Genomic DNA, 20,676 nt, shown 5'->3' with positions numbered 1-20,676 from the left:
CTTATAAATTTATAGGTGGACAAATTAGCACTCACCTAAGGTGAGTGCTAAAAATCTGATAAAGGAGGGTGCGGGATGAAGCTCAAACCGCTCTATGACAGAGTAGTTGTAAAGAAGATTGAAGTAGAACAAAAGACTGCAGGAGGAATCATCCTTCCCGATACTGCCAAGGAAGAATCCCAAATTGGTGAAGTAATCGCTGTAGGCGAAGGTAAGCTCCTTGAAAACGGAGAGGTAAGACCACTCAAAGTTAAGGTTGGTGATAAGGTTCTCTTCAGCAAGTACGCCGGAAACGAAGTTAAGGTTGAAGGGGAAGAGCTTCTCATCCTCAGGGAAGAGGACATCCTCGCAATCGTAGAAGAGTAAAACAAAAAACCCTGTGAGGGAGGTGAGAGATGGCTGGAAAAGAAATTATCTTTGCAGATGAGGCAAGGCAGAAAATAAAGGCTGGTGTAGATAAACTTGCAAACGCTGTTAAAGCTACAATGGGTCCCGGCGGAAGGAACGTCGTCCTTGAAAGGAAGTTTGGTTCTCCAGTAGTCACCAAGGATGGCGTTACCGTTGCAAAAGAGATTGAACTTGCCGACCCAGTTGAAAACATCGGTGCTCAGCTTGTAAAAGAGGTTGCCCAGAAAACAGCCGACAAGGCAGGTGACGGAACAACTACAGCTACTGTTCTCGCTCAGGCTATCTTCAGCGAAGGTCTCAGGTACATCACCGCTGGCGACAATGCAATTGAAGTTAAGAGGGGAATTGACGAGGCTGTTAAGACAATCGTTGACGAACTTAAAGAGATTTCCAAGCCTGTAGAGACCAAGGAGCAAATTGCACAGGTAGCAACAATCTCTGCTAACTACGACAGGGAAATCGGCGAACTTATCGCCGAAGCTATGGACAAGGTTGGAAAAGAGGGTGTTATCACTGTAGAGGAAGCTAAGGGTCTTGAGACAACACTTGAAGTTGTTGAAGGTATGCAGTTTGACAGAGGATACCTCTCTCCATACTTCGTAACCGACCCAGACAAGATGGAGTGCGTTCTTGAGAATCCATACATCCTCATCTACGGTAAGAAGATCAGCAACATCAGGGAGCTCCTGCCTGTACTTGAGCAGGTAGCAAGGGAAGGCAGACCACTCCTCGTAATCGCTGAAGACGTTGAAGGCGAAGCTCTTGCAACACTCGTAGTTAACAAGCTCCGTGGAACGCTCCAAGTATGCGCAGTTAAAGCTCCCGGCTTCGGTGAGAGAAGGAAGGCTATGCTCCAAGACATCGCTATCCTCACTGGCGGAACTGCTATCCTCGAGGACCTCGGAATCAAGCTTGAAAACGTTACACTTGACATGCTTGGACAGGCCGACAAGGTCGTTGTTGATAAAGAGCACACCACAATTATCGGCGGTAAGGGTAAGCCAGAAGACATTGAAGGCAGAATCAAGCAGATCAAGGCTGAGCTTGAGAAAGCTACCTCTGAGTACGACAAGGAAAAGCTTCAGGAGAGACTTGCTAAGCTTGCAGGTGGCGTAGCTATCATCAAGGTCGGTGCTGCAACTGAAGCTGAACTCAAGGAGAAGAAGGCAAGGGTTGAGGACGCCCTCCACGCAACAAGGGCTGCAGTTGAGGAAGGTATCGTTCCCGGTGGTGGAACTGCACTCATCGCAGCAGCAAGGAAGCTTGACGAGCTCATCAAGAAGCTTGATGAAGCTGGCGAAGTAAGCAAGAGACACGGAGTAGAAATCGTCAAGAAGGCCGTTGAGTTCCCACTCAGGCAAATTGCTGACAACGCCGGTTACGCTGGTCAGGTAGTTGTTGAGAAGGTTAAGGAGCTCATCAACGAGAAAGGCGTTAACTGGGGATTCAACGCAAGGACTGGCGAGTACGAGGACCTCGTAGCTGCCGGAATCATTGACCCAACCAAGGTTGAAAGGGTAGCTCTCCAGAACGCTGCATCTGCAGCTGGACTCCTCCTCACAACAGAAGCTACTGTAACTGAGATTCCTGAGAAAGAAGAGAAAACTGGCGGCGGAATGCCTGAGTTCTAAGCTCTAAACTCAGCACTAATCGGGGCGCCCTTGTGGGCGCCCTTTTTATTTTTAGGAAAAAACACTAAACCCGTACTAATTCAAGAACGGTCTCTACCCTATTTCTACCCCTCTTCTTAGCTAAGTAAAGAGCGTCATCTGCTTCCTGAATCAGAGAATCTAAATTTTTATTCCTCAGAGTATTTCTATCTCCGGCCGTTACACCAATACTTATAGTAACTTCCCCAACAACAGGGAAATTGGTGTTTTCAACATTCTTCCTTATCTTCTCTGCCACTTTTAGAGCATCTCCTAGCTGGGTGTTTGGAAGAACAATCAAGAACTCTTCCCCTCCGTAACGACCAACCACGTCGCTACTCCTAACGCTCTTCTTAACTACCTCTACCAATTTCTTGAGCACCAAGTCACCAACTTGATGACCGTAGGTATCGTTCACCTTTTTGAAACGGTCTATATCCAACATTAAAAGAGACAATGGCTCCGCCTTCTCAAGACTTACCCTAAACCTTTCCTCAAGGATTTTAAAGAGTTTCCTTCTACTGAAAGCACCAGTCAAAGAATCCCTCTCCACAAGGGACTCAACAACTTTCTGGTAGTTGTCCAGAAAGGACCTATAAATAACTACAGCAATAGTAAAGGCAAAGTAAGACAACAAAGATTCTACGGATATTAAAAGAATTCCTTCTGCCTCTGAACCCTTAAAGCCAAATTTGTTAAATTCAACAAGTGGAAAAATCAGGGTATTAACAACCAACGGAATTAAGGAGGCATAAATCGTTTTCCTTACATCGTAAAAGATACCGGCAATTAAAGGTATTAGGGAATACCAGAAAAGAACATAGAGATAGCCTTTTAAAAGATAGTAGGTAAAAGAAAAAATGATTGTAACTATCATAACTGTCGGAACGTAGGAACTCCTCCTCTTTAAAAGGAAAAAACAAAACAAAATTACAACCAGAAAAGGGAAATCTACTATCAAAAACTCATTAAATCCCAAGAGGATATTTTTTACGATAACCAGCAATTTCAGCAGAAAAGCCGCAAGAAGTGTAACCTTTAAGGTACACTCATAGCTTTTGTTAAATCCCTCCCCTTCTATATCGGTCGGATGAAAACAATCTCTTACTTTATCCTCAATTTTTTTAACAAAGGCAAAAAATAAACGCACATTTCCTCCAAAATATTAAATAAGCCTATCTAATAGTTAAGATACCGCCTCTACACCTTCCTGTAAATGACAAATCTCAAAGAATTTTTCGCCAAACCAACAGAGGAAGGCCATGAAAGCAGCGGAACGAAAAGACTGAGAATAAAAACCAAAAAGGTGGGCAGAGCCCACCATACTCAATATCATAACTAAGAGTAGAACTCCTCAATCTCTCTGTAGAGTGGATACTTTCCACATATCTCAAGAACTTCCTGCTTGACCTTCTCAATTACTGCGTCGTCGTTGATGTTGTTGAGAACGGTAGCTATGAGCTGGGCAATTCTCCTTGCTCCGTCCTCTTTGATACCCCTTGAGGTTATTGCAGGAGTTCCGATTCTTATTCCGCTTGTTACAAAAGGACTGCGGGTATCAAAAGGTATTGTGTTTTTGTTAACGGTGATGTTAGCCCTGCCAAGGGCAGCTTCAGCTTCCTTACCAGTGATTCCCTTGTCTGTTAAGTCAACGAGCATGAGGTGGTTATCAGTTCCACCGGAAACGAGCCTGAAGCCCTGACGCTGGAGCTCCTCAGCCATCACCTTAGCGTTCTTAACAATCTGCTCCTGATACTTCTTAAACTCTTCAGTCTGGGCTTCTTTAAAGGCAACGGCCTTTGCAGCAATTACGTGCATGAGAGGTCCACCCTGAAGTCCCGGGAAAACGGCCTTGTCTATCTCCTTAGCAAACTCTGCTTTACACATTACAACACCACCGCGGGGACCTCTCAAGGTCTTATGGGTTGTTGTCGTGACGAAGTGGCAGGCCTCAATTGGAGATGGGTGAAGACCTGCAACAACAAGACCTGCAATGTGGGCTATGTCTGCAAGGAGGTAAGCTCCAACCTCATCGGCAATTTCTCTAAACTTGTCAAAGTCAATCACCCTTGGGTAAGCAGAAGCACCACAGATGATAAGCTTAGGCTTATACTCCTTTGCAAGCTGGTAAACTTGGTCAAAGTCAATCGTTTCAGTGTCCTTCCTAACGCCGTACTGGATAACGTTAAAGTACTTACCCGTCATGTTGACAGGAGAACCGTGGGAAAGGTGTCCTCCGTGCGAAAGGTTCATTGAAAGGATTGTGTCTCCGGGCTTTAAGATGGCAAGGTAAACTGCCTGATTCGCCTGAGAACCGGAGTGAGGCTGAACGTTTACGTGCTCAGCGCCAAAGAGCTCCTTACACCTTTCAATTGCAATCCTCTCAACGATGTCAACACACTCACACCCGCCGTAGTAACGCTTACTGGGGTAACCTTCAGCGTACTTGTTTGTAAGGACAGACCCTTGAGCCTCCATAACGGCAGGGCTTGTAAAGTTCTCTGAGGCAATGAGCTCAAGGTGCTCGTTCTGCCTTTTAAACTCACACTTAAGAGCCTCAAAAACCTCTGCATCTACTGCTCTCAGGTGTTTCATTATCTATCCTCCACATTCGTTTTCTTCAATCTGAGAAATCTTGTTAACACGCCTTTCGTGTCTACCACCGTCAAAGGGCGTTTCAAGCCAGACCTTTACGATTGCCTTTGCAAGCTCTTCTCCTAAGACCCTTCCACCAAGACAGAGAACGTTAGCGTTGTTGTGCCTTCTGCTCATCTCAGCAGCGTAGATGTTGTAACAAAGGGCAGCCCTTATTCCTTTAACTTTGTTGGCAGCGATGGATATACCTATACCTGTCCCGCAGATGAAGATACCCCTGTCAGCTTCTCCTTCAACAATAGCCTTTGCAGCCTTGTAGGCAAAATCGGGGTAGTCTACGGAGTCCTCAGAGTAAGTTCCGTAGTCAACGTACTCAACTCCGAGCTCCTCAAGGTAGGACTTTATAACCTCCTTAAGCCTGAAACCTCCGTGGTCACAGGCAAGAGCTACTTTCATCTTTAAACCTCCGGCCATAACTTAGGAGGCAAATTATAATCCATCCTACGCAAGGAGGTGAGTCCTTGAAGTTCCTGCTCTCAATAGCGGGTTTTGACCCAACCGGCGGTGCTGGAATACTCAGGGACATCAGAACATTCAACTACTTTGGATTTTATGGAACTGCCGTCATAACGGCAAACACAGCTCAGAATACAAAAGGGGTAAAGAAGCTTTCCTTCGTTGACGGGGAACTGATAGAGGAACAGCTACAGCTCATAGTAGAAGAGTTTAGGATAGAAGGTGTAAAGGTTGGCATTCCCCACGTTGACTACGAGGTAAACAGGAAAGTAGCTGAGTTCCTAAAAGAGCTAAGAGTCCCCGTCGTTTTTGACCCTGTAATTTCTCCCACTTTCGGAAAAAGGTTTATAGAAAAGCCTGAAACTATCCTACCCCTCATTGAGGTATCTACCGTCATAACTCCCAACCTTGGAGAGTTTGAGATACTGAAACCTTTACTTAAGGAATACACGGGCTTCATAGTTGTTAAGGGAATTCCAAAAGGGGATTTTGTTGAAGACCACCTCTTAAAAGCCGATAACGTAATTTCAAAGGTTTCACATAAGAAAGACAACCTCACCGTAAGGGGAACGGGATGTGCCTTCTCGTCAGCCCTTCTCTGTTCTACGGTAAAGGGTTATTCAGTAGAGGCAGCCTTTAGAGAGGCTGCCAAATTCCTTGAAGTATTTAGAAAGGACAGCTTCAAAAAGGGCTCTATGAAACAACACTTTTCAAGATTATAGCCTTACAACTGAATCGGCGTTTGCAAGGGACTGAACAACGTCGTAGGCGTTTGAAGCAACGCCAATTTCAAGCTCATCAAGCAGGTTGTAGTAGTTAAGACATGTCGCACAGCAGATAATTTCTACGCCTTTCTGCTGGAGCTCCTTTAGAGCTCCCAGTATCTCCTCATCAGCTCCTCTACACGCAAGCTTAACTGCAGTGTTTACAAGAACTATCTTAGATGGTAGAGGGTCGGCGTTGAGGAAGGTCTTTATAAATCCCTTTATCAGGATTTTTCCAAGCTCCTTGTCCTCTCCAACGTAAGTTGAAGCAATGAAGACAACGTAGTTCTTCTTCCTTTCCTCTTCCTTAGAAACCCCTTCTTTGGCGACAGGTTCTCCCTTTGTGATTTTTAGGTAGTAAAGACCTTCCTTTTCTTCAACTGTTACGGAGCAACCGGCCTTCTCTGCAAAACGCTTTACGTTTTCCCTTGAAGCTCTGTTATCAACTATTACAGTAATCACACCAGAATCTATTGACTCAAGCGCTTCTTTCGTTTTAAGAACCGGTACTGGACAGGCCAATCCTCTACAGTCAACGATTTTCTCCATAGTCACCTCCCTACTTATCCAGTTGTGAAATTACAAAAGCTCCCTCCTCAAGGACGAGGCAGTCGTCCTCTATCCTCACTCCACCGAGCTCCGGGATGTAGATACCCGGTTCAACCGTTACAACCATGTTCTTTTTGAGGATTTCATCAGATTTGCGGGAAAGCGTGGGAGCTTCGTGAACTTCAACTCCTATACCGTGACCGGTTGAGTGGACAAAGAACTCTCCGTAACCCTTACTCTCTATGTAGCTCCTAACGGCCTCGTCAACTTCCCTGCAGGATTTTCCGGCTTTCAAAGCCTTAATGCCAACTGCTTGAGCCTCTCTGACAACCTCGTAGATTCTCTTCATCTCAGAAGGAACATTTCCGATAAGGAAAGTTCTGGTAATATCTGAAACGTAACCGCCATAAACAGTACCAAAGTCAACCACTACAACGTCACCGTCCTTTATTTCCCTCCTTGAAGTTTCCCAGTGGGGGATAGAAGAACCCTCGCCAGAGGCCACTATCGTTGTGAAAGCCTCCCCTTCACCACCAAACTTAAAGAAGGCGTTAAGGAGCTCCCTCCTAAACTCAAGCTCAGTTATGCCCGGCTTTAAAAGGTGGAGGACGCTTTTTAGAGAGAGCTCCGCAATCTGAACAGCTCTGGTTATCAGTGAGATTTCCCTCTCCGTTTTAACTGCCCTGAACTCGTTTAAGAAACCCTTTTCCTCTACGATTTCAAAACCGGAAGAGAGCTCTCTATACGTAGAAAGCTTCAACCTATTAGGGTCAACAACGAGCCTTTTAAAACCGTTCTCCCTGAAAAATTCCTTTAGCTTACTCCAGCTTTCCCACTTAACAACCTTAAAGCCTCTAACTTCCTTCTTTGCCCTCTCTAAGTATCTACCGTCTGTAATGAAGAAAGAATCCCCCCTTACCGAAACAAGGGAAATCCCGAAGGAGGAGCGAAATCCGGTAAGGTAAAAGTTCTCTGCACTATCAAACGTTACGTAGCAGTCCCCACCTAAGGAAGCTACCTTCAGAGAGACCCTTTCAAGCATACTCCTCTCCGCTACAGGATGTACTTTGTAAGGTCCTCGTCCTCTATTATGCTCTCAAGCCTTCTTCTTACGTATTCCCTGTCAATAACTACCTTCTGCCCCTTCATATCTGGAGCGTTGAAGGAGATGTCCTCAAGGAGCTTCTCAAGAACCGTGTGAAGCCTTCTCGCCCCTATGTTCTCTGCCTTAGAGTTTGCCTCCTCTGCAATCCTTGCAATCTCCTCTATTCCGTCCTGAGTAAACTCTATCTCAACGCCTTCAGTCTCAAGGAGGGCTTTATACTGCTTTGTGAGAGCATTCTTAGGCTCTGTAAGGATTCTCACAAAGTCGTCCTTTGTTAGAGGCTTAAGCTCTACACGAATGGGGAAACGACCCTGGAGCTCCGGCAGGAGATCTGAAGGCTTTGCTATGTGAAACGCACCGGCAGCAATGAACAGGATGTGGTCTGTCCTTACAAGGCCGTATTTTGTGGAGACCTTACAACCTTCAACGATGGGAAGTAAATCCCTCTGGACGCCTTCCCTTGAAACGTCGGGGCCCCTTCCACCGCTCCTTGCAGCAACCTTGTCTATCTCGTCAATGAAAACGATTCCCTGATTCTCCACCCTGTGGATGGCCTCCCTTATTACCTCATCCATATCTATGAGCTTTTGGGCCTCTTCCTGAGTAAGGTAACGGAGGGCCTCCTTTACCTTCATTTTCCTGAGCTTTTTGGGCTTCGGAAGGAGGGAGGAAAGCATGTCCTGAATGTTTGAAAGGTCTCCACCTATACCGATAACGTTAACCCCCGGAGTTTCAACCGTTACGGCTATCTCAACCACCTCATCATCAAGTTTTCCTTCCTTAAGGAGCTTCTTTATCCTGTTTCTCTCATCCCGTAACCTTGACTGTTCTTTCTCAAACTCAGAAGTCTGGGATTTAGAAGGGGACAGGAAAACGTCAAAGAGGCTCTGAATTGACTGGGGATGAGTTTGAGGCTCAGGAACCATTATCTCGGCAAGCCTATCGTAGGCAAGCTCCTTAGCCCTTTCCTTAACCTCCTCCATTTTCTCTTCTTTAACCATAGTAACGGCTATCTCAACAAGGTCTCTAATGATTGATTCAACGTCCCTTCCGACGTAACCAACCTCTGTGAACTTGGTGGCCTCTACTTTTATGAAGGGAGCTCTAACGAGCTTTGCCAACCTCCTTGCTATTTCCGTCTTACCGACTCCCGTAGGACCTATCATTATGATGTTCTTGGGAGCTACCTCGTCCCTCATATCCTCCGGGAGTCTCTGTCTCCTCCAGCGATTCCTGAGGGCTATGGCAACGGCTTTCTTTGCCTCGTGCTGTCCAACGATGTATTTATCAAGCTCCCTTACAATCTCCTTAGGAGTAAGGAACTCTTCACTTTTTATCTCCTTAACTTCCTCTTTCTTTTCTCCATTTCCACCAAAGAACTTCTTTAACATAAGCCCTCCTTAAGGTTAAAGTTCCTCAACAACTATGTTGGTGTTCGTGTAAACGCAGATGTTTCCTGCAATCTTTAAAGCCTTTTCTGCAATTTCCCTTGCAGAAAGGTTCGTATTCTCGTAAAGTGCCGTTGCAGCAGCCTGAGCGTAAGGACCACCAGAACCAATCGCCATAACGGGAATATCGGGCTCTATAACGTCTCCGTTACCGGATATAAGGAGTATTCTGGTTTTATCTGCAACAAGGAGCATAGCCTCAAGACGCCTTAAGACTCTATCTGTCCTCCAGTCCTTTGCAAGCTCCACGGCAGACTTTAAGAGGTTTCCTCCGTAGGTCTGGAGCTTATCCTCAAACCTTTCAAGGAGGGCAAAGGCATCGGCAACAGAGCCGGCAAAGCCGGTAAGAACCCTTCCACCGTAAATCTTCCTTACCTTCCTCGCTCCGTTTTTAAAAACCGTATTGCCAATCGTAACCTGTCCGTCACCGGCCATCGCAACTTTTCCGTCCCTCAGGACAGCACATATCGTTGTAGCGTGAAATTTCATCACTTCCTCCTTAGCCTTGCTCCAACGTACTGGCCAAACACAGCGATCAGTATGAGGAGAGGAGCGAATTTCCAAGGAATACCCAAACTAATCCTCATGGCGATAATGAAAGGAATTGGAAAGTGAACATAGAGAAACCACAGAAACGAAAATTTCCTCACTCCTTCCCTAAGCCACCCAAAGGGTAGGTTTATAAGGAACGTGGCAACTGCCACAAGGAGTAGGGATTCCATTAGAGAACCTCCTCAAGAGCGCTATAGATAATTTATCAGTAACGATTATCAAATGCAAAAGAAGTGAGAAAACAAAGCAGGAGTATAATTTTCTAAATCTTGCTGGAGGTTCCTCATGATACCCGTCATCTCCTTCATCGGCTACCACAATTCAGGAAAAACCACCTTTGCAACCCAGTTGGTCAAAATACTAAAGGAGAGAGGCTACAGGGTTGGAATCCTAAAGTCCACAAAACACGAAGGGGTGATAAAAGATACAGAAGGTAAGGATACATTTAGGTATAGAGAGGCTGGAACTCCCGCCGTAGGGATAGTAACACCTAAGGAGTTAGTCCTTTTTAAGGACGTAGGGAAGGTGGAGCTCCCCCACTTAGCCTTTTTACTCTTTAGCGACTGCGACATAGTAATCTGTGAAGGCTTTAAAAGTTCTGACGTTCCAAAGTTTGAAGTTTACAGGAAGGAGCTCCCAGAACCTCCCCTCTTTAAAAAGGTTTCAAACGTAGTTGGAGTAATTTCCGATACAGAAATTGAAGGGGTTAGAAACTTTCCGATTGAAGAGCCAGAGAAGGTTGCCGACTTTATAGAGGAGGAGTTTCTAAAAAGGAAGAGGGATGTGGAGCTCTTTGTTGACGGAAAGAAAATACCGTTAAAACCCTTCGTTATGTCGGCACTAAAGGGCGTGGTTTTAGGTTTTGTCAAAAGTTTAAAGGGAATAGAGGAAAATAGTTCCAATCTGGAAATTAGAATACGCTTTTGAATTTAACCGTTGGTGCCCGGGGCGGGAATCGAACCCGCACGGCCTTACGGCCCCGGGATTTTAAGTCCCGTGCGTCTGCCAGTTCCGCCACCCGGGCTTTTTTTGTTCATAAAATAAAAATGGTGCCGAGGGGCGGACTCGAACCGCCGACACGAGGATTTTCAGTCCTCTGCTCTACCACCTGAGCTACCTCGGCACTGACACTGGGAAATATAGAAGAGTTTTTCTTTCCTGTCAATACCCTCACTCTACTTTTCAAGTTTAGCTCTAAGAACTCCTTCCGTTACAGGACCGGCAAGAACCTCCTCAATACGGCCGTCCTTAGTGATGATTATGGAAGGAGTGGCGAGTATTCCAAACTTCCTTGCCATATCGGGATTCTCAAGGACGTTCACCTTTACAAAGTGAACTTTCTTAAACTCCTTAGATAGCTTCTTTATTACCGGGTCTACGAATTTACAGGGCTGACAGTTGGGAGAGTGGAAGTATATTACGCCCTTCCCCTTCCTTAACCTTACGAACTCTCCATCCAGAAGGGGGAGCTCCTGCCCCTTCATCTTCTTTACCTTTCTCTTCCAGTAGAGGCGGAATCCAAAGACAAAGACCACGTAGGCCACAAGTAGAACAAAAACGATGTCAAAGAAAATTGCCGCCACCTTTAGAAGGGTCTCTGGTATCTCCATTAATACCTCCCCCTTAGAATCTAACTCTTAAACGGCTCTTATTGTATCATTAAGAGACTCTCAGAAAGCTTCTTGCGGAGGATGTAAAATGAAGTACAACTTTAAGGATATAGAGAAAAAGTGGCAAAGGATATGGGAAGAGAAGGGCGTCTTTAAAAGCTCTCCACAGAAAGGAAAGAAGAAGTACTACGTCCTTGAGATGTTCCCCTACCCCTCCGGCAGGATTCACATGGGGCACGTCAGGAACTATTCAATCGGCGACGTCATAGCCCGCTTTAAGAAGATGAGGGGCTACAACGTTATCCATCCTATGGGATGGGACGCCTTTGGTCTTCCGGCAGAGAACGCAGCGATAAAGAGTGGCGTTCACCCTAAGGAGTGGACGCTCTCAAACATAGACTATATGAAGAAGGAGCTCAAGAAACTTGGCTTTTCTTACGATTGGGACAGGGAAATCGCGACTTGCCTTCCAGACTACTACAGGTGGAATCAGTGGATATTCCTGAAAATGCTTGAAAAAGGCATCGCCTACCGCTCAAAAGCCTCTGTTAACTGGTGTCCCTCCTGCCAGACAGTCCTTGCTAACGAGCAGGTTGACGAGGAAGGTAGGTGCTGGAGGTGTGGAACTACGGTTGAGCAGAGAGAAATAGACAGCTGGTTCTTGAGGATAACCGACTACGCTGAGGAGCTCCTAAAAGACCTTGAACTCTTAAAAGGCCACTGGCCCGAGCCCGTTATCACAATGCAGAAGAACTGGATAGGGAAAAGCATAGGCGCAAGGGTAAAGTTTGAAGTACCGGAAAAAGGAAAAATCATAGAGGTCTTTACCACACGCCCAGATACACTCTTTGGCGTTACCTACATCGTCCTTGCTCCAGAACACCCTCTAACATTGGAACTCTCTGCCGGCACTGAGCAGGAAGAGGCCGTTAAGGCCTTCGTTGAAAAGATGAGGAAAACAGAAAAGAGAAAGAGAACAACTGGAGAGCTTGAGAAGGAAGGTGTCTTTTTAGGTGTTTACGCCGTTCACCCCTTAACGGGAGAGAAAATCCCCGTTTACGCTGCAAACTTCGTCCTCATGGACTACGGAACGGGAGCTGTTATGTCCGTTCCTGCCCACGACCAGAGGGATTTTGAGTTTGCCCAAAAGTACGGACTCCCCATAAAGGTTGTAATAAGCCCAGAAAATGAAGAGCTCAAGGCAGAAGAGCTTGAAAAAGCCTACACAGAGCCGGGTATTCTCGTTAACTCAGGCAAGTTCACAGGAATGAAGAGTGAAGAGGCGAAGAAGGCCATAACCGAAGAGCTTGAAAGGCTCGGAAAAGGTAAAAAGGAAATCCAGTATCGCCTTAGGGACTGGAACATCTCAAGACAGCGCTACTGGGGAACGCCGATACCCGTAATTCACTGTCCTAAGTGTGGAATCGTCCCAGTTCCAGAAGAGGAGCTCCCTGTAAAACTCCCAGAAAACGCTCCACTCACTGGGGAAGGACGCTCACCCTTAGAGAGAGTTCCCGAGTTTGTAAACGTTAAATGCCCAAAGTGTGGAGGAGACGCCAAGAGGGACTGCGACACAATGGACACCTTTTTTGACTCTTCTTGGTACTTCCTCCGCTACTGCTCACCTAAGGAGGAGACACTTCCCTTTAAGCCAGAAGAGGCCGAATACTGGATGGTCGTTGACCAGTACATCGGAGGAATTGAGCACGCAGTACTACACCTCCTCTACTCAAGGTTCTTTACAAAGGTTTTAAGGGACATAGGGCTCTTTAAAGCAGACGAAAGCCACCCTCAGCATGAGTTCTTTAAGGCCGGAGAGCCTTTCCAGAACCTTTTAACCCAAGGTATGGTCAATAAAAGGTGGGTAAGCGTTAAGAACCTCCTTAAGGCCTTTAATCTGAGTGAAGAGTCTACCGTCTCCGAGCTCGTCAAGGCCTTAACAGGTAAGGATGTTGAAAACGCGGAGACTATCAGCTCTTTCATGAAGAGACACCACATAACGATTGGGGACAACGCAATACTTCTTCTTTCAACAGAAGAGCTGAGAAAACTTTTAGAAGAAAGTATTTTTATTACTTCAAAGGATGTTTTACCATCAACCTCTTTAGAAGGGAAAATCTTGAAAGTTTCTCTATGCTTGAATGAAAACTCTGAGCTTATAGTCTATCCTATGAAGAATGGAAAACTCAGTCTAAAGGACAGGATAGTTACAAAGGATGCTACTCTTAGGAGTTTATTTGTGGAAATACGTAATCTTTATAACAACCCCAAAGCTATTTTAGGTAGAGAAAATTATTTGGAGGATATGAAACGCAGATTAACTCTTGGAATTCTCAACATATTGGAGAAGGAAGGTATAGTAAACCACCAATTTGAGTATGACAAAATAGAAATTAGTAACATTGTATACATAGCCAAACTCCGCAAACACTCAATAGAAGAGATAGTAGAAGATTTGTCAATAAAATTTGGCGAAGTTTCAAAAATGAGCAAATCCAAGCTAAACACCGTTGACCCCGACGATATGATTGAGCGCTACGGTGCAGACGCAACAAGGCTCTACATCCTCTTTGCCGCTCCACCGGAAGCAGAATTTGAGTGGAAGACTGAAGGAATAGAGGGAGCTTACAGATTCCTAAGGAAGGTGTTCAGTCTTGTAGCAGATAACAGGGAACTTTTTGAAGGTTCTCCTGAAGGAGCTCCCTCCAAGAAGGGTAAGGAGCTAAGGAGAAAAGTTCACCAGACCTTAAAGAAGGTAACCGAAGAGCTTGAAGAGAGGTTTAAGTTCAACACGGCAATAGCGGCGATTATGGAGCTCTTTAACGCCATGAGCTCCTTTAAACCAGAAACAGACGGAGACAGGGCAGTCTTAAGGGAGGCAATAGAAAAGCTCATAGTAATGCTCTCTCCATTTACTCCCCACGTTGCAGAAGAGATGTGGGAAATGACGGGACACAAGGAGCTCCTTGCCCAAATAAGCTGGCCAGAAGTTGATGAGTCTGCCCTAAAGGAAGAGGAGATAGAGCTCCCCGTTCAAGTCAACGGAAAAGTAAGGGACAGGATAACTGTTCCTGCAGATGCCGATGAGGAGACCGTTAAGGAGATAGCCCTATCTTCAGAGAAGGTGAAGAAGTACACAGAAGGTAAAACAATCGTAAGGTTCATCTACGTAAAGGGAAGGCTCGTAAACCTTGTAGTCAGGTAACAGATATGAGGCTTATTATCCTACTCCTGATTTCCCTGATAACTTCCTGCGCCACCACCGGTAAGGTGGCGCACTTTACCCCCCACAAACTCAGCCACGTCTACATTGAACCGACGACAAACAGAACCACCGAGGAAAGTCTTGACGTCATTTTCACTCGCGTTTCAAACGAAGTCTTCTACTCAGACCCCCGCTTCCGTGTAGACAAAACTCCTCTACCTGCCGTAACGGTAGTCGTCAAGCCGGAAGTAAAGTCCATATCCACCTTTGCCGTAGGATTTGACAGGTACGACAAAGTTACAGAGTACAGAATGGAAATATCTACCAGAGTAAAACTCTTTCGCTACGGCTTTACAGAGCCCTTGGCCACATTTACGGTAAGCAGGTACGATTTCTACGACACAGAAGGGACAGCCTCAGAAATAGAACAGAAGAGAAAGGAGTGTATTGAGAGGATAGCCTACCAGATTTTCAGGGAAGTCGCAGAAAGAATCTTCATAGAGGGAGAAGAGATTGAAGGTACTAAGGAAGCTGGAAGATGACAGATACCTCATCGTAGAAGCTGAAGTAGACAACAGAATTTTTATCTATTTGAAGGATAAACAGCAAAAGACAGAGTCCTTAGGCATTCCAGAAAAGAGGGTAGACTTAGATAAAATGTGGGAAAAGCACAGGACGGAAAAGGACTTCTGCCTTCCCTGTGAGCTGTTACTCCTCCTTGAGCAGAAAGTTATAACTGCAGAAAACAGCGTTGCAGAGCTTGGTTTAACCCTTGAGAGACTCCAAGAGTTTAAGACAATTCTTAATAGGTGAAAGAGGTTGACACAAGGACAAAAGAGTCTATATTATGGATTAACACGTAGCGTCCCCGTCGTCTAGCCCGGCCTAGGACACCGGCCTTTCACGCCGGCGACGCGGGTTCGAATCCCGCCGGGGACGCCACTTCTACCTCAACCAAATCCCGAGGGAGGAATTCAGTAGATTCATAATATAGTCTTCATAATCCCCCTTTTCCCCCTCCCTCCCCTTTATGGAGAAAGGGGCGGGGCAACCCGCCCCCTCTTTCCCTTGAAAAGGACGAAAGATGGAAAGGAAAGACTTTGGAACTGTATCAAAACTCGGAAAAAAGACAGACTATGTTTTTGATTACTCTCCAGACGTTTTAGAGAAATTTCCAAACAAGTTCCCCAATAGAATCTACTGGGTCTCTTTCAACTGTCCAGAATTTACAACCCTATGTCCAATAACGGGACAGCCCGACTTTGCTACCATATATATCCAGTACATCCCCGATAAGTGGCTCGTAGAGAGTAAATCATTAAAGCTCTACCTCTTCTCTTTCAGGAATGCCCGTGGTTTTCACGAGGATACAGTCAACGTAATCGCCGATGACCTCTTTAAACTCCTGAATCCCTTCTACTTAGAAGTCTACGGGGAGTTTAACCCCCGTGGTGGAATATCCATAGACCCATTCGTTCAGAGGTATCAGGAAGTAGACTGGGTAGTAGAGCTGGCAAGAGAGAGGTTTAAACTCCACAGGATAGTTCCTCCAGAGATAAGGAGAAACCGTGGTTAAAGTCTTAATCATCGGGGGAAGCGGAGCTTACCTCTTAGAGAAGGAGTCCTTCGGCAAGGTCTTAGAGAAAAAGAGGTACGACACTCCCTTCGGCCTTTCAAACCCGATATATAGAATAAGACACGAAGAAGGTTTTGAGTTCTTTTTCCTCTCAAGGCACGGAGAGAAAGACTACGACGTAACAGCTTCCTTCGTTAACTACAGGGCAAACATTTACGCTGCTAAGGAACTCGGCGTTGAGAGGATTGTCTCTTGGACGGGCCCCGGTTCTCTAAGGGAAGATTTTAGACCGGGAGATTACGTAGTTCCTACAGACCTCCTTGACTTCACAAGGGGGAGAAAAACGACCTTCTTTGAGAATGGAGGACTCGGGTTTGTAAGACAGAGTCCCGTCTTCTGCCCACAAGTTACAGATGCAGTCGTCAGAACGCTAAAAAAACTCGGTTACAGTTTCCACTCTGGAGGAACTTACGTCTGCACAGAAGGCCCTCGCCTTGAGACTCCTGCTGAGATAAAGGCCTTTAAGAAGCTTGGTGGAGACCTCGTCGGTATGACCTTAGTGCCGGAGGTCTTCTTGGCAAAAGAGCTTGAAATGTGCTACTGTGCCATCTGCTACGTAACAAACTACGCAGAAGGGATAAAGGACTACAGCTTTAAGTCTGGCGTCCTCTTTGAGGGAATGCTACCGGAAGAGGATAAGAAGCTCGTAGATAGAGCCGTTGAGAGATTTCCTGAAATAATGAAGGAGCTCCTTCCCGAAATAGCAAGAAAAGAGAGAACCTGCCACTGCCAAAAGCTTATGGAAAGGTACAGAAAGAAGGGAAAGATAGGGGAAGAGTGGAAAGAGTGGATACTTAACCTCTAAAGAGGGTCTCCGTCCTCTTAATTGAAGAGTAGAGGGAAGAGAGAATAAACGTAAGGGCAATAGCGCTTATTAAAGGTTCTGGTATGTGGTGGAAGAGCTGAAAGAGCATCATTATTCCAAGTCCCCCTATTCCCCAGTGAGCTCCGTGCTCAAGGTAGGGAAGCTGTTTTAGCTTTCCGGACTCAACAAAGTAGAGGGTCAGAGTCCTTAGTATAAAAGCTCCCACAGAAAGACCCAAGGTGATGATTATAAGGTTCTGGCTAATAGCAAAAGCGCCGACAGTTCCGTCTAAGGAGCAGGAGGCGTCAAGGAGCTCCAAGTAGATAAACCCACCAAGACCCGAATCTGCGACACCGTCCTTCTTAAAGTACTCAATAGCTCCTTTTACAAAGTGAACAACCTCAAAGAGCAACACGCCAAGAATCATCGCTAAAGTAACTGCAGGGTCTTTCTTCAGGAAGCCTATGACAAAGAGAATGGAGAGGGCAAGAATAAGCTTTACCTCCCCGAGTTTTGCTATTTTTGCTGCCTTCTCCTCAAGGAACTTTATCCAGTGAATTTCCCTTCCGGCGTCAAAGAGCCAGTTGATAAAGACCATAAGGAGAAAAGAACCTCCAAACCCCAAGATTAAAGGCTCTGCCTTTTCAAGGTAGTGGGCGTACTCTAAGGGTTTATTAAAGGCAAGGTCTATAACGTGAAATACCCCTATGCCTGCAGTAACGGCAACTATTAGAACGGGGAAGAGAAACCTCATTCCGAAAACGGCAATGAGCATTCCCCACGTTAAGAAGCGACGCCGCCAGATTTGAGACATTCCTGCTAAGATAACGGCGTTCATAACGGCGTTGTCAAAGGAAAGGGATATCTCAAGGAGGGAAAGGGTAGTTCCTTCAAGGACTCCTTTTATCCCCATGTAGAGGAACTCAATTAGCCAACTTACCAGAAATACGACAATAAACTCAAGCGTCAGCCTTTTCAGGGTCATTCACTATCTCCTTTTTTCCGCAGATTCTACCAGAGAGAAAAACTTCTCAACAATTTCTTCTGGCGGAAGGTCAAAACACTTTTGGTACTTGCAACGGGTCCTTCCGTGAATGGAACAGGGAGAACAGGGAAGGTTTTTTGTTAAGGCAATTCCTTCGTCTTTGTACGGAGCAAAACCAAAGGCTGGATGGGTAGGCCCAAAAATCGCAAGAACTGGAACTTTCACGGCCCTTCCCATGTGTAAAACGGCAGAGTCGTTAGATATAACTCCAACTGAAGAGGAAATAACGGCAAGGCTCTCTCTTAAGGAAAGTTTTCCGCAAAGGTTAAGAGCTCCAGCCCTCTCCCTTAAAAACTCTCCAAGTTCGTTATCTTCTTTCCCGCCGATAGATACAACGGAAAATCCACGCTTTTTTAAGATGAGAGCTACACGCAAAAACTTTTCTAAAGGATACCTTTTTGTTTCCCACCTTGCACCGGGAGCGACAACCACGAAAGGTGAAGGAGGCAAATATTTTCTGACTTTACTCTTTTCCTTTTCAGAAACGGGTATCTCTGGCCTTGGATTTTCCACTTCTATTCCTGCCTTTCTTACGGCTTCTGCGTAGAGCTCCGGCACAAAAAGCCACCTGCTTTTTAAAGGCTTAAAAACGATCATAAGCCTTCTGAGTATAGAGTGCTTTTTGTAGGTGTAAACGGGAAAGGGAAAAAATTTTGTAAGAAGTCTCGTTTTTAACGTAGCGTGAAGGTCAAATGCAAAAGAGTATCCTGAGAGCTCCCCTGCAAGTTCCTTAATGGCAGAAAAACTTTTAAGTCTTTCTTTTTTAACCTCTATAACCCGTGAGACCCTGCTATCACCCCTATAGAGCTCCCCAAAAGGAGCGTAGGTGAGAAGGTCTATTTCAATACCTGCTCTCTTTAGCGGAGATAAAACCGAACTTACAAGAATAACGTCGCCGAGGGAAGACAGCCTTATTACGAGAGCTCTCATCAGTCGTCAACTGGTTCAAACTTATCCTTGGTAGCTCCGCATACGGGGCACACCCAGTCGTAGGGTAGAGCTTCAAAAGGCGTTCCGGGTGGAATATTGCTCTCAGGGTCTCCTTCGTCAACGTCGTAAATGTAACCGCAAACTGTACAGCGCCAAAGCTTGTGCCTTACTTCCATTATTCCCCCGAAAAATTATCGCTTTCCACTTTAAAGTATACCCTACAAAGTTTGATATATTTGCATTAATCCTTGCGGAGGAGGACTATGTCCGCAATTATCGGCTTAGCCGAAATCCACCTGAGAATTCCAGAGGCGCACTCGCTTAAAGAAAAAAGGGGAGTTGTAAAGAGGATAATTGAGAGGCTAAAGAACAAGTTCAACGTCTCGGTCAGCGAGATAGGTGACCAAGACAAGTGGCAGTCGGCCGTAGTCGGCGTTGTTACCATAGGAACAAGTCAGAAAGTGGTAGATGCCACCTTAGAAAAGGTTGTTCTCTTCATAGAGGAGCTCTATCCCGGTAAGGTTGTTACCTACTACAAAGAAATAATCTGATGTGGGGAGGACGAAAGCTATGAAAAGGTTTTTCCCTCTTCTCATTGCCGCCCTTATGCCCTTAGCTGCCAAAGCGGGAAACGTTGACACCTTTGGAATCGGTGCAAAGGCAACGGCACTTGGAGGAGCTTTTTCAGCCTACGCCGACGACCCCTTTGCCGTCTACTACAACCCTGCAGGGCTCACCCAAATAGATTCTCCCACTATCTCCATAGGAGGAGAGCTCCTTAACCCTACCCTAAAAGTGCACAACTTTAAGGCTACAGACGGAAACGGAGTAAAGGTTGAACCTTACGATATCTCTTTCAAGGACACCTCAGACAACCTCTTTGTCCCCCACGTAGGTTATGCAACCCCCCTCTTTAAAAACGTTTATTTCGGAATAGCCGCCTATATTCCCTACGGTCTCCACATCAAGTGGAACTCAAACACTGCAGAGAACCCCGCCGCCTACAACGGCTTTGAGTCCTACTACCTTAGGGGAGTAGTAACTCCAACGGTGGCAGTGAGACTAAGCGAGAAATTATCCGTAGGTTTCGGAATTTCCTTTGGAAGGTCTGACGCAGGTACTCAAAGGAGAATTTACGCCCCAACGATACCGAGCCTTCACAACAGGATAATAAAGGGAGAGCTCAGCGACGACTTCAACATTTCCTTTAACGTAGGGATACTCTACAAACCTTACGATAACCTCTCCTTTGGTTTAACCTACCGCTCAAGAACTCAGACAGACTTTGAGGGAACAGTTGAAGTTGTTGGAGTTGATAAGGTTCACGCAACTACCGAGATAGACCATCCAGAACAGTTACAGGCAGGTGTTATGTACAGGCCTAACAAGAGGTTAACGTTAACTGCCGACGTGGTCTGGACGAACTGGAGCATTATTGACGGATACACGGTAAGGTTTGATAGAGAACTCCTTGGCGAGAAAGAAGAAGTATTCCCCCGTAACTGGAAGGACACAAGACAGGTCAGGATAGGAATTGAGTACAAGCTGAGCGAGATAGTAACTCTACGGGGCGGTTACTTCTACGACCCATCCCCAATTCCCGATTCAACCTTTGATATGCTCTGGCCAGACGCCGATAAGAAGACCTACTCCTTTGGACTTGGACTAAACTTTGGAAGGCTCTCGGTTGATACCGTCCTACAGTACATCATAGCCGAGTATAAGAGAGAAATTGGTGGGGAGAGCGTTGAGCTTAATGAGAGCTATGCAGGAAGTACGGGGGAACCGGGAACGGTTGCAATGTCCGCAGACGGACACCTCTGGGGTTACGGTATAACGGTTAACTACAGGTTCTAAGG

Annotated in this window: 23 protein-coding genes and 3 tRNA genes; 12 read left to right on the top strand and 14 right to left on the bottom strand. The window is 45.9% G+C overall.

Annotated features, from left to right (window positions below; all coding sequences use genetic code 11):
* Positions 1-75: 75 nt before the first annotated feature.
* Positions 76-366: a co-chaperone GroES gene (gene groES, locus CLV27_RS07020; protein ID WP_132527242.1), complete on the top strand. Its 291-nt coding sequence runs from the start codon at positions 76-78 to the stop codon at positions 364-366.
* A 29-nt stretch (positions 367-395) separates the two neighbouring features.
* Positions 396-2,039, top strand: coding sequence for a chaperonin GroEL (gene groL / locus CLV27_RS07015; protein ID WP_132527240.1), 1,644 nt, complete (start codon positions 396-398; stop codon positions 2,037-2,039).
* 64 nt (positions 2,040-2,103) lie between these two features.
* Here the strand turns inward: groL and CLV27_RS07010 are convergent, their stop codons facing one another.
* From CLV27_RS07010 to rpiB, 3 genes are all read right to left on the bottom strand, one after another.
* Complete coding sequence (locus CLV27_RS07010; protein WP_165863706.1) at positions 2,104-2,934, bottom strand: GGDEF domain-containing protein; 831 nt, start codon at positions 2,932-2,934, stop codon at positions 2,104-2,106.
* Between the two features lie 461 nt (positions 2,935-3,395).
* Positions 3,396-4,652 carry a serine hydroxymethyltransferase gene (locus CLV27_RS07005; RefSeq protein WP_132527236.1) on the bottom strand — a complete coding sequence of 419 codons (1,257 nt, stop codon included), beginning with the start codon at positions 4,650-4,652 and terminating at the stop codon, positions 3,396-3,398.
* Positions 4,653-4,655: 3 nt separating this feature from the next.
* A complete protein-coding gene (gene rpiB / locus CLV27_RS07000; RefSeq protein WP_132527234.1) occupies positions 4,656-5,108 on the bottom strand; it encodes a ribose 5-phosphate isomerase B in 453 nt (150 codons plus the stop codon).
* A gap of 65 nt (positions 5,109-5,173) precedes the next feature.
* On the opposite strand from rpiB, the gene CLV27_RS06995 reads away from it, so the two are divergent.
* Positions 5,174-5,890: a hydroxymethylpyrimidine/phosphomethylpyrimidine kinase gene (locus tag CLV27_RS06995; protein ID WP_165863705.1), complete on the top strand. Its 717-nt coding sequence runs from the start codon at positions 5,174-5,176 to the stop codon at positions 5,888-5,890.
* Here CLV27_RS06995 and yedF read toward each other — a convergent pair.
* From yedF to CLV27_RS06970, 5 genes are read right to left on the bottom strand one after another with little or no spacing between them, the layout of a single operon-like run.
* The gene (yedF, locus tag CLV27_RS06990; RefSeq protein WP_132527230.1) at positions 5,885-6,481 is read right to left on the bottom strand and encodes a sulfurtransferase-like selenium metabolism protein YedF; all 597 of its coding nucleotides are present in this window, start codon (positions 6,479-6,481) and stop codon (positions 5,885-5,887) included. The two genes, CLV27_RS06995 and yedF, sit on opposite strands and share 6 nt — an antisense overlap.
* Positions 6,482-6,491: 10 nt before the next feature.
* A complete protein-coding gene (locus tag CLV27_RS06985; RefSeq protein ID WP_132527228.1) occupies positions 6,492-7,523 on the bottom strand; it encodes a M24 family metallopeptidase in 1,032 nt (343 codons plus the stop codon).
* An 11-nt stretch (positions 7,524-7,534) separates the two neighbouring features.
* Entirely contained in the window at positions 7,535-8,977 is a 1,443-nt protein-coding gene (gene hslU, locus CLV27_RS06980; protein WP_132527226.1) for an ATP-dependent protease ATPase subunit HslU, read from the bottom strand.
* A gap of 15 nt (positions 8,978-8,992) precedes the next feature.
* Positions 8,993-9,523: an ATP-dependent protease subunit HslV gene (gene hslV / locus CLV27_RS06975; RefSeq protein ID WP_132527224.1), complete on the bottom strand. Its 531-nt coding sequence runs from the start codon at positions 9,521-9,523 to the stop codon at positions 8,993-8,995.
* Entirely contained in the window at positions 9,523-9,756 is a 234-nt protein-coding gene (locus CLV27_RS06970) for a hypothetical protein (protein ID WP_132527222.1), read from the bottom strand. The genes hslV and CLV27_RS06970 overlap by 1 nt, the downstream gene beginning before the upstream one ends.
* A gap of 115 nt (positions 9,757-9,871) precedes the next feature.
* Here CLV27_RS06970 and mobB point away from each other — a divergent pair, with 115 nt between their 5' ends.
* The gene (mobB, locus tag CLV27_RS06965; RefSeq protein ID WP_132527220.1) at positions 9,872-10,513 is read left to right on the top strand and encodes a molybdopterin-guanine dinucleotide biosynthesis protein B; all 642 of its coding nucleotides are present in this window, start codon (positions 9,872-9,874) and stop codon (positions 10,511-10,513) included.
* Between the two features lie 10 nt (positions 10,514-10,523).
* Here the strand turns inward: mobB and CLV27_RS06960 are convergent.
* From CLV27_RS06960 to CLV27_RS06950, 3 genes are all read right to left on the bottom strand, one after another.
* Positions 10,524-10,610, bottom strand: a tRNA-Leu gene (locus CLV27_RS06960).
* 23 nt (positions 10,611-10,633) lie between these two features.
* Positions 10,634-10,709: transfer RNA gene (locus CLV27_RS06955), tRNA-Phe, on the bottom strand.
* Positions 10,710-10,761: 52 nt separating this feature from the next.
* Positions 10,762-11,196: a thioredoxin family protein gene (locus CLV27_RS06950; protein ID WP_132527218.1), complete on the bottom strand. Its 435-nt coding sequence runs from the start codon at positions 11,194-11,196 to the stop codon at positions 10,762-10,764.
* Between the two features lie 88 nt (positions 11,197-11,284).
* Between CLV27_RS06950 and leuS the strand changes: the two genes are divergently transcribed.
* The 6 genes from leuS to CLV27_RS06920 all read left to right on the top strand — a co-directional run bounded on the left by leuS (position 11,285) and on the right by CLV27_RS06920 (position 16,842).
* Positions 11,285-14,401 carry a leucine--tRNA ligase gene (gene leuS, locus CLV27_RS08580; protein WP_243644911.1) on the top strand — a complete coding sequence of 1,039 codons (3,117 nt, stop codon included), beginning with the start codon at positions 11,285-11,287 and terminating at the stop codon, positions 14,399-14,401.
* 5 nt (positions 14,402-14,406) lie between these two features.
* On the top strand, positions 14,407-14,943 hold the full coding sequence (gene lptE, locus CLV27_RS06940) for an LPS assembly lipoprotein LptE (RefSeq protein WP_132527216.1): 537 nt from the start codon (positions 14,407-14,409) through the stop codon (positions 14,941-14,943).
* Positions 14,915-15,214 (top strand): hypothetical protein, encoded by a 300-nt coding sequence (locus CLV27_RS06935; protein ID WP_132527214.1) that lies wholly within the window; start codon positions 14,915-14,917, stop codon positions 15,212-15,214. The genes lptE and CLV27_RS06935 overlap by 29 nt, the downstream gene beginning before the upstream one ends.
* Positions 15,215-15,265: 51 nt before the next feature.
* Positions 15,266-15,343: transfer RNA gene (locus CLV27_RS06930), tRNA-Glu, on the top strand.
* A 142-nt stretch (positions 15,344-15,485) separates the two neighbouring features.
* Entirely contained in the window at positions 15,486-15,977 is a 492-nt protein-coding gene (gene queF, locus CLV27_RS06925; RefSeq protein ID WP_132527212.1) for a preQ(1) synthase, read from the top strand.
* Positions 15,970-16,842 carry an MTAP family purine nucleoside phosphorylase gene (locus tag CLV27_RS06920; protein ID WP_132527210.1) on the top strand — a complete coding sequence of 291 codons (873 nt, stop codon included), beginning with the start codon at positions 15,970-15,972 and terminating at the stop codon, positions 16,840-16,842. The genes queF and CLV27_RS06920 overlap by 8 nt, the downstream gene beginning before the upstream one ends.
* Here CLV27_RS06920 and CLV27_RS06915 read toward each other — a convergent pair.
* The 3 genes from CLV27_RS06915 to rd are packed head-to-tail and all read right to left on the bottom strand — an operon-like array spanning position 16,832 to position 18,993.
* On the bottom strand, positions 16,832-17,827 hold the full coding sequence (locus CLV27_RS06915) for a DUF475 domain-containing protein (RefSeq protein WP_132527208.1): 996 nt from the start codon (positions 17,825-17,827) through the stop codon (positions 16,832-16,834). The genes CLV27_RS06920 and CLV27_RS06915 overlap by 11 nt on opposite strands.
* 3 nt (positions 17,828-17,830) lie before the next feature.
* Entirely contained in the window at positions 17,831-18,817 is a 987-nt protein-coding gene (locus CLV27_RS06910; RefSeq protein ID WP_132527206.1) for a glycosyltransferase family 9 protein, read from the bottom strand.
* A complete protein-coding gene (rd, locus tag CLV27_RS06905; RefSeq protein ID WP_132527204.1) occupies positions 18,817-18,993 on the bottom strand; it encodes a rubredoxin in 177 nt (58 codons plus the stop codon). Before rd ends, CLV27_RS06910 begins: the two co-directional genes overlap by 1 nt.
* An 87-nt stretch (positions 18,994-19,080) precedes the next feature.
* On the opposite strand from rd, the gene CLV27_RS06900 reads away from it, so the two are divergent.
* Both CLV27_RS06900 and CLV27_RS06895 read left to right on the top strand, forming a co-directional pair.
* Positions 19,081-19,368: a DUF503 domain-containing protein gene (locus tag CLV27_RS06900; protein ID WP_132527202.1), complete on the top strand. Its 288-nt coding sequence runs from the start codon at positions 19,081-19,083 to the stop codon at positions 19,366-19,368.
* Between the two features lie 19 nt (positions 19,369-19,387).
* The gene (locus CLV27_RS06895) at positions 19,388-20,674 is read left to right on the top strand and encodes an OmpP1/FadL family transporter (protein WP_132527200.1); all 1,287 of its coding nucleotides are present in this window, start codon (positions 19,388-19,390) and stop codon (positions 20,672-20,674) included.
* Positions 20,675-20,676: the final 2 nt, after the last annotated feature.

Source organism: Phorcysia thermohydrogeniphila (assembly GCF_004339575.1).
GTDB classification, from domain to species: domain Bacteria; phylum Aquificota; class Aquificia; order Desulfurobacteriales; family Desulfurobacteriaceae; genus Phorcysia; species Phorcysia thermohydrogeniphila.
This window is presented reverse-complemented; position numbering and strand designations above follow the sequence as displayed.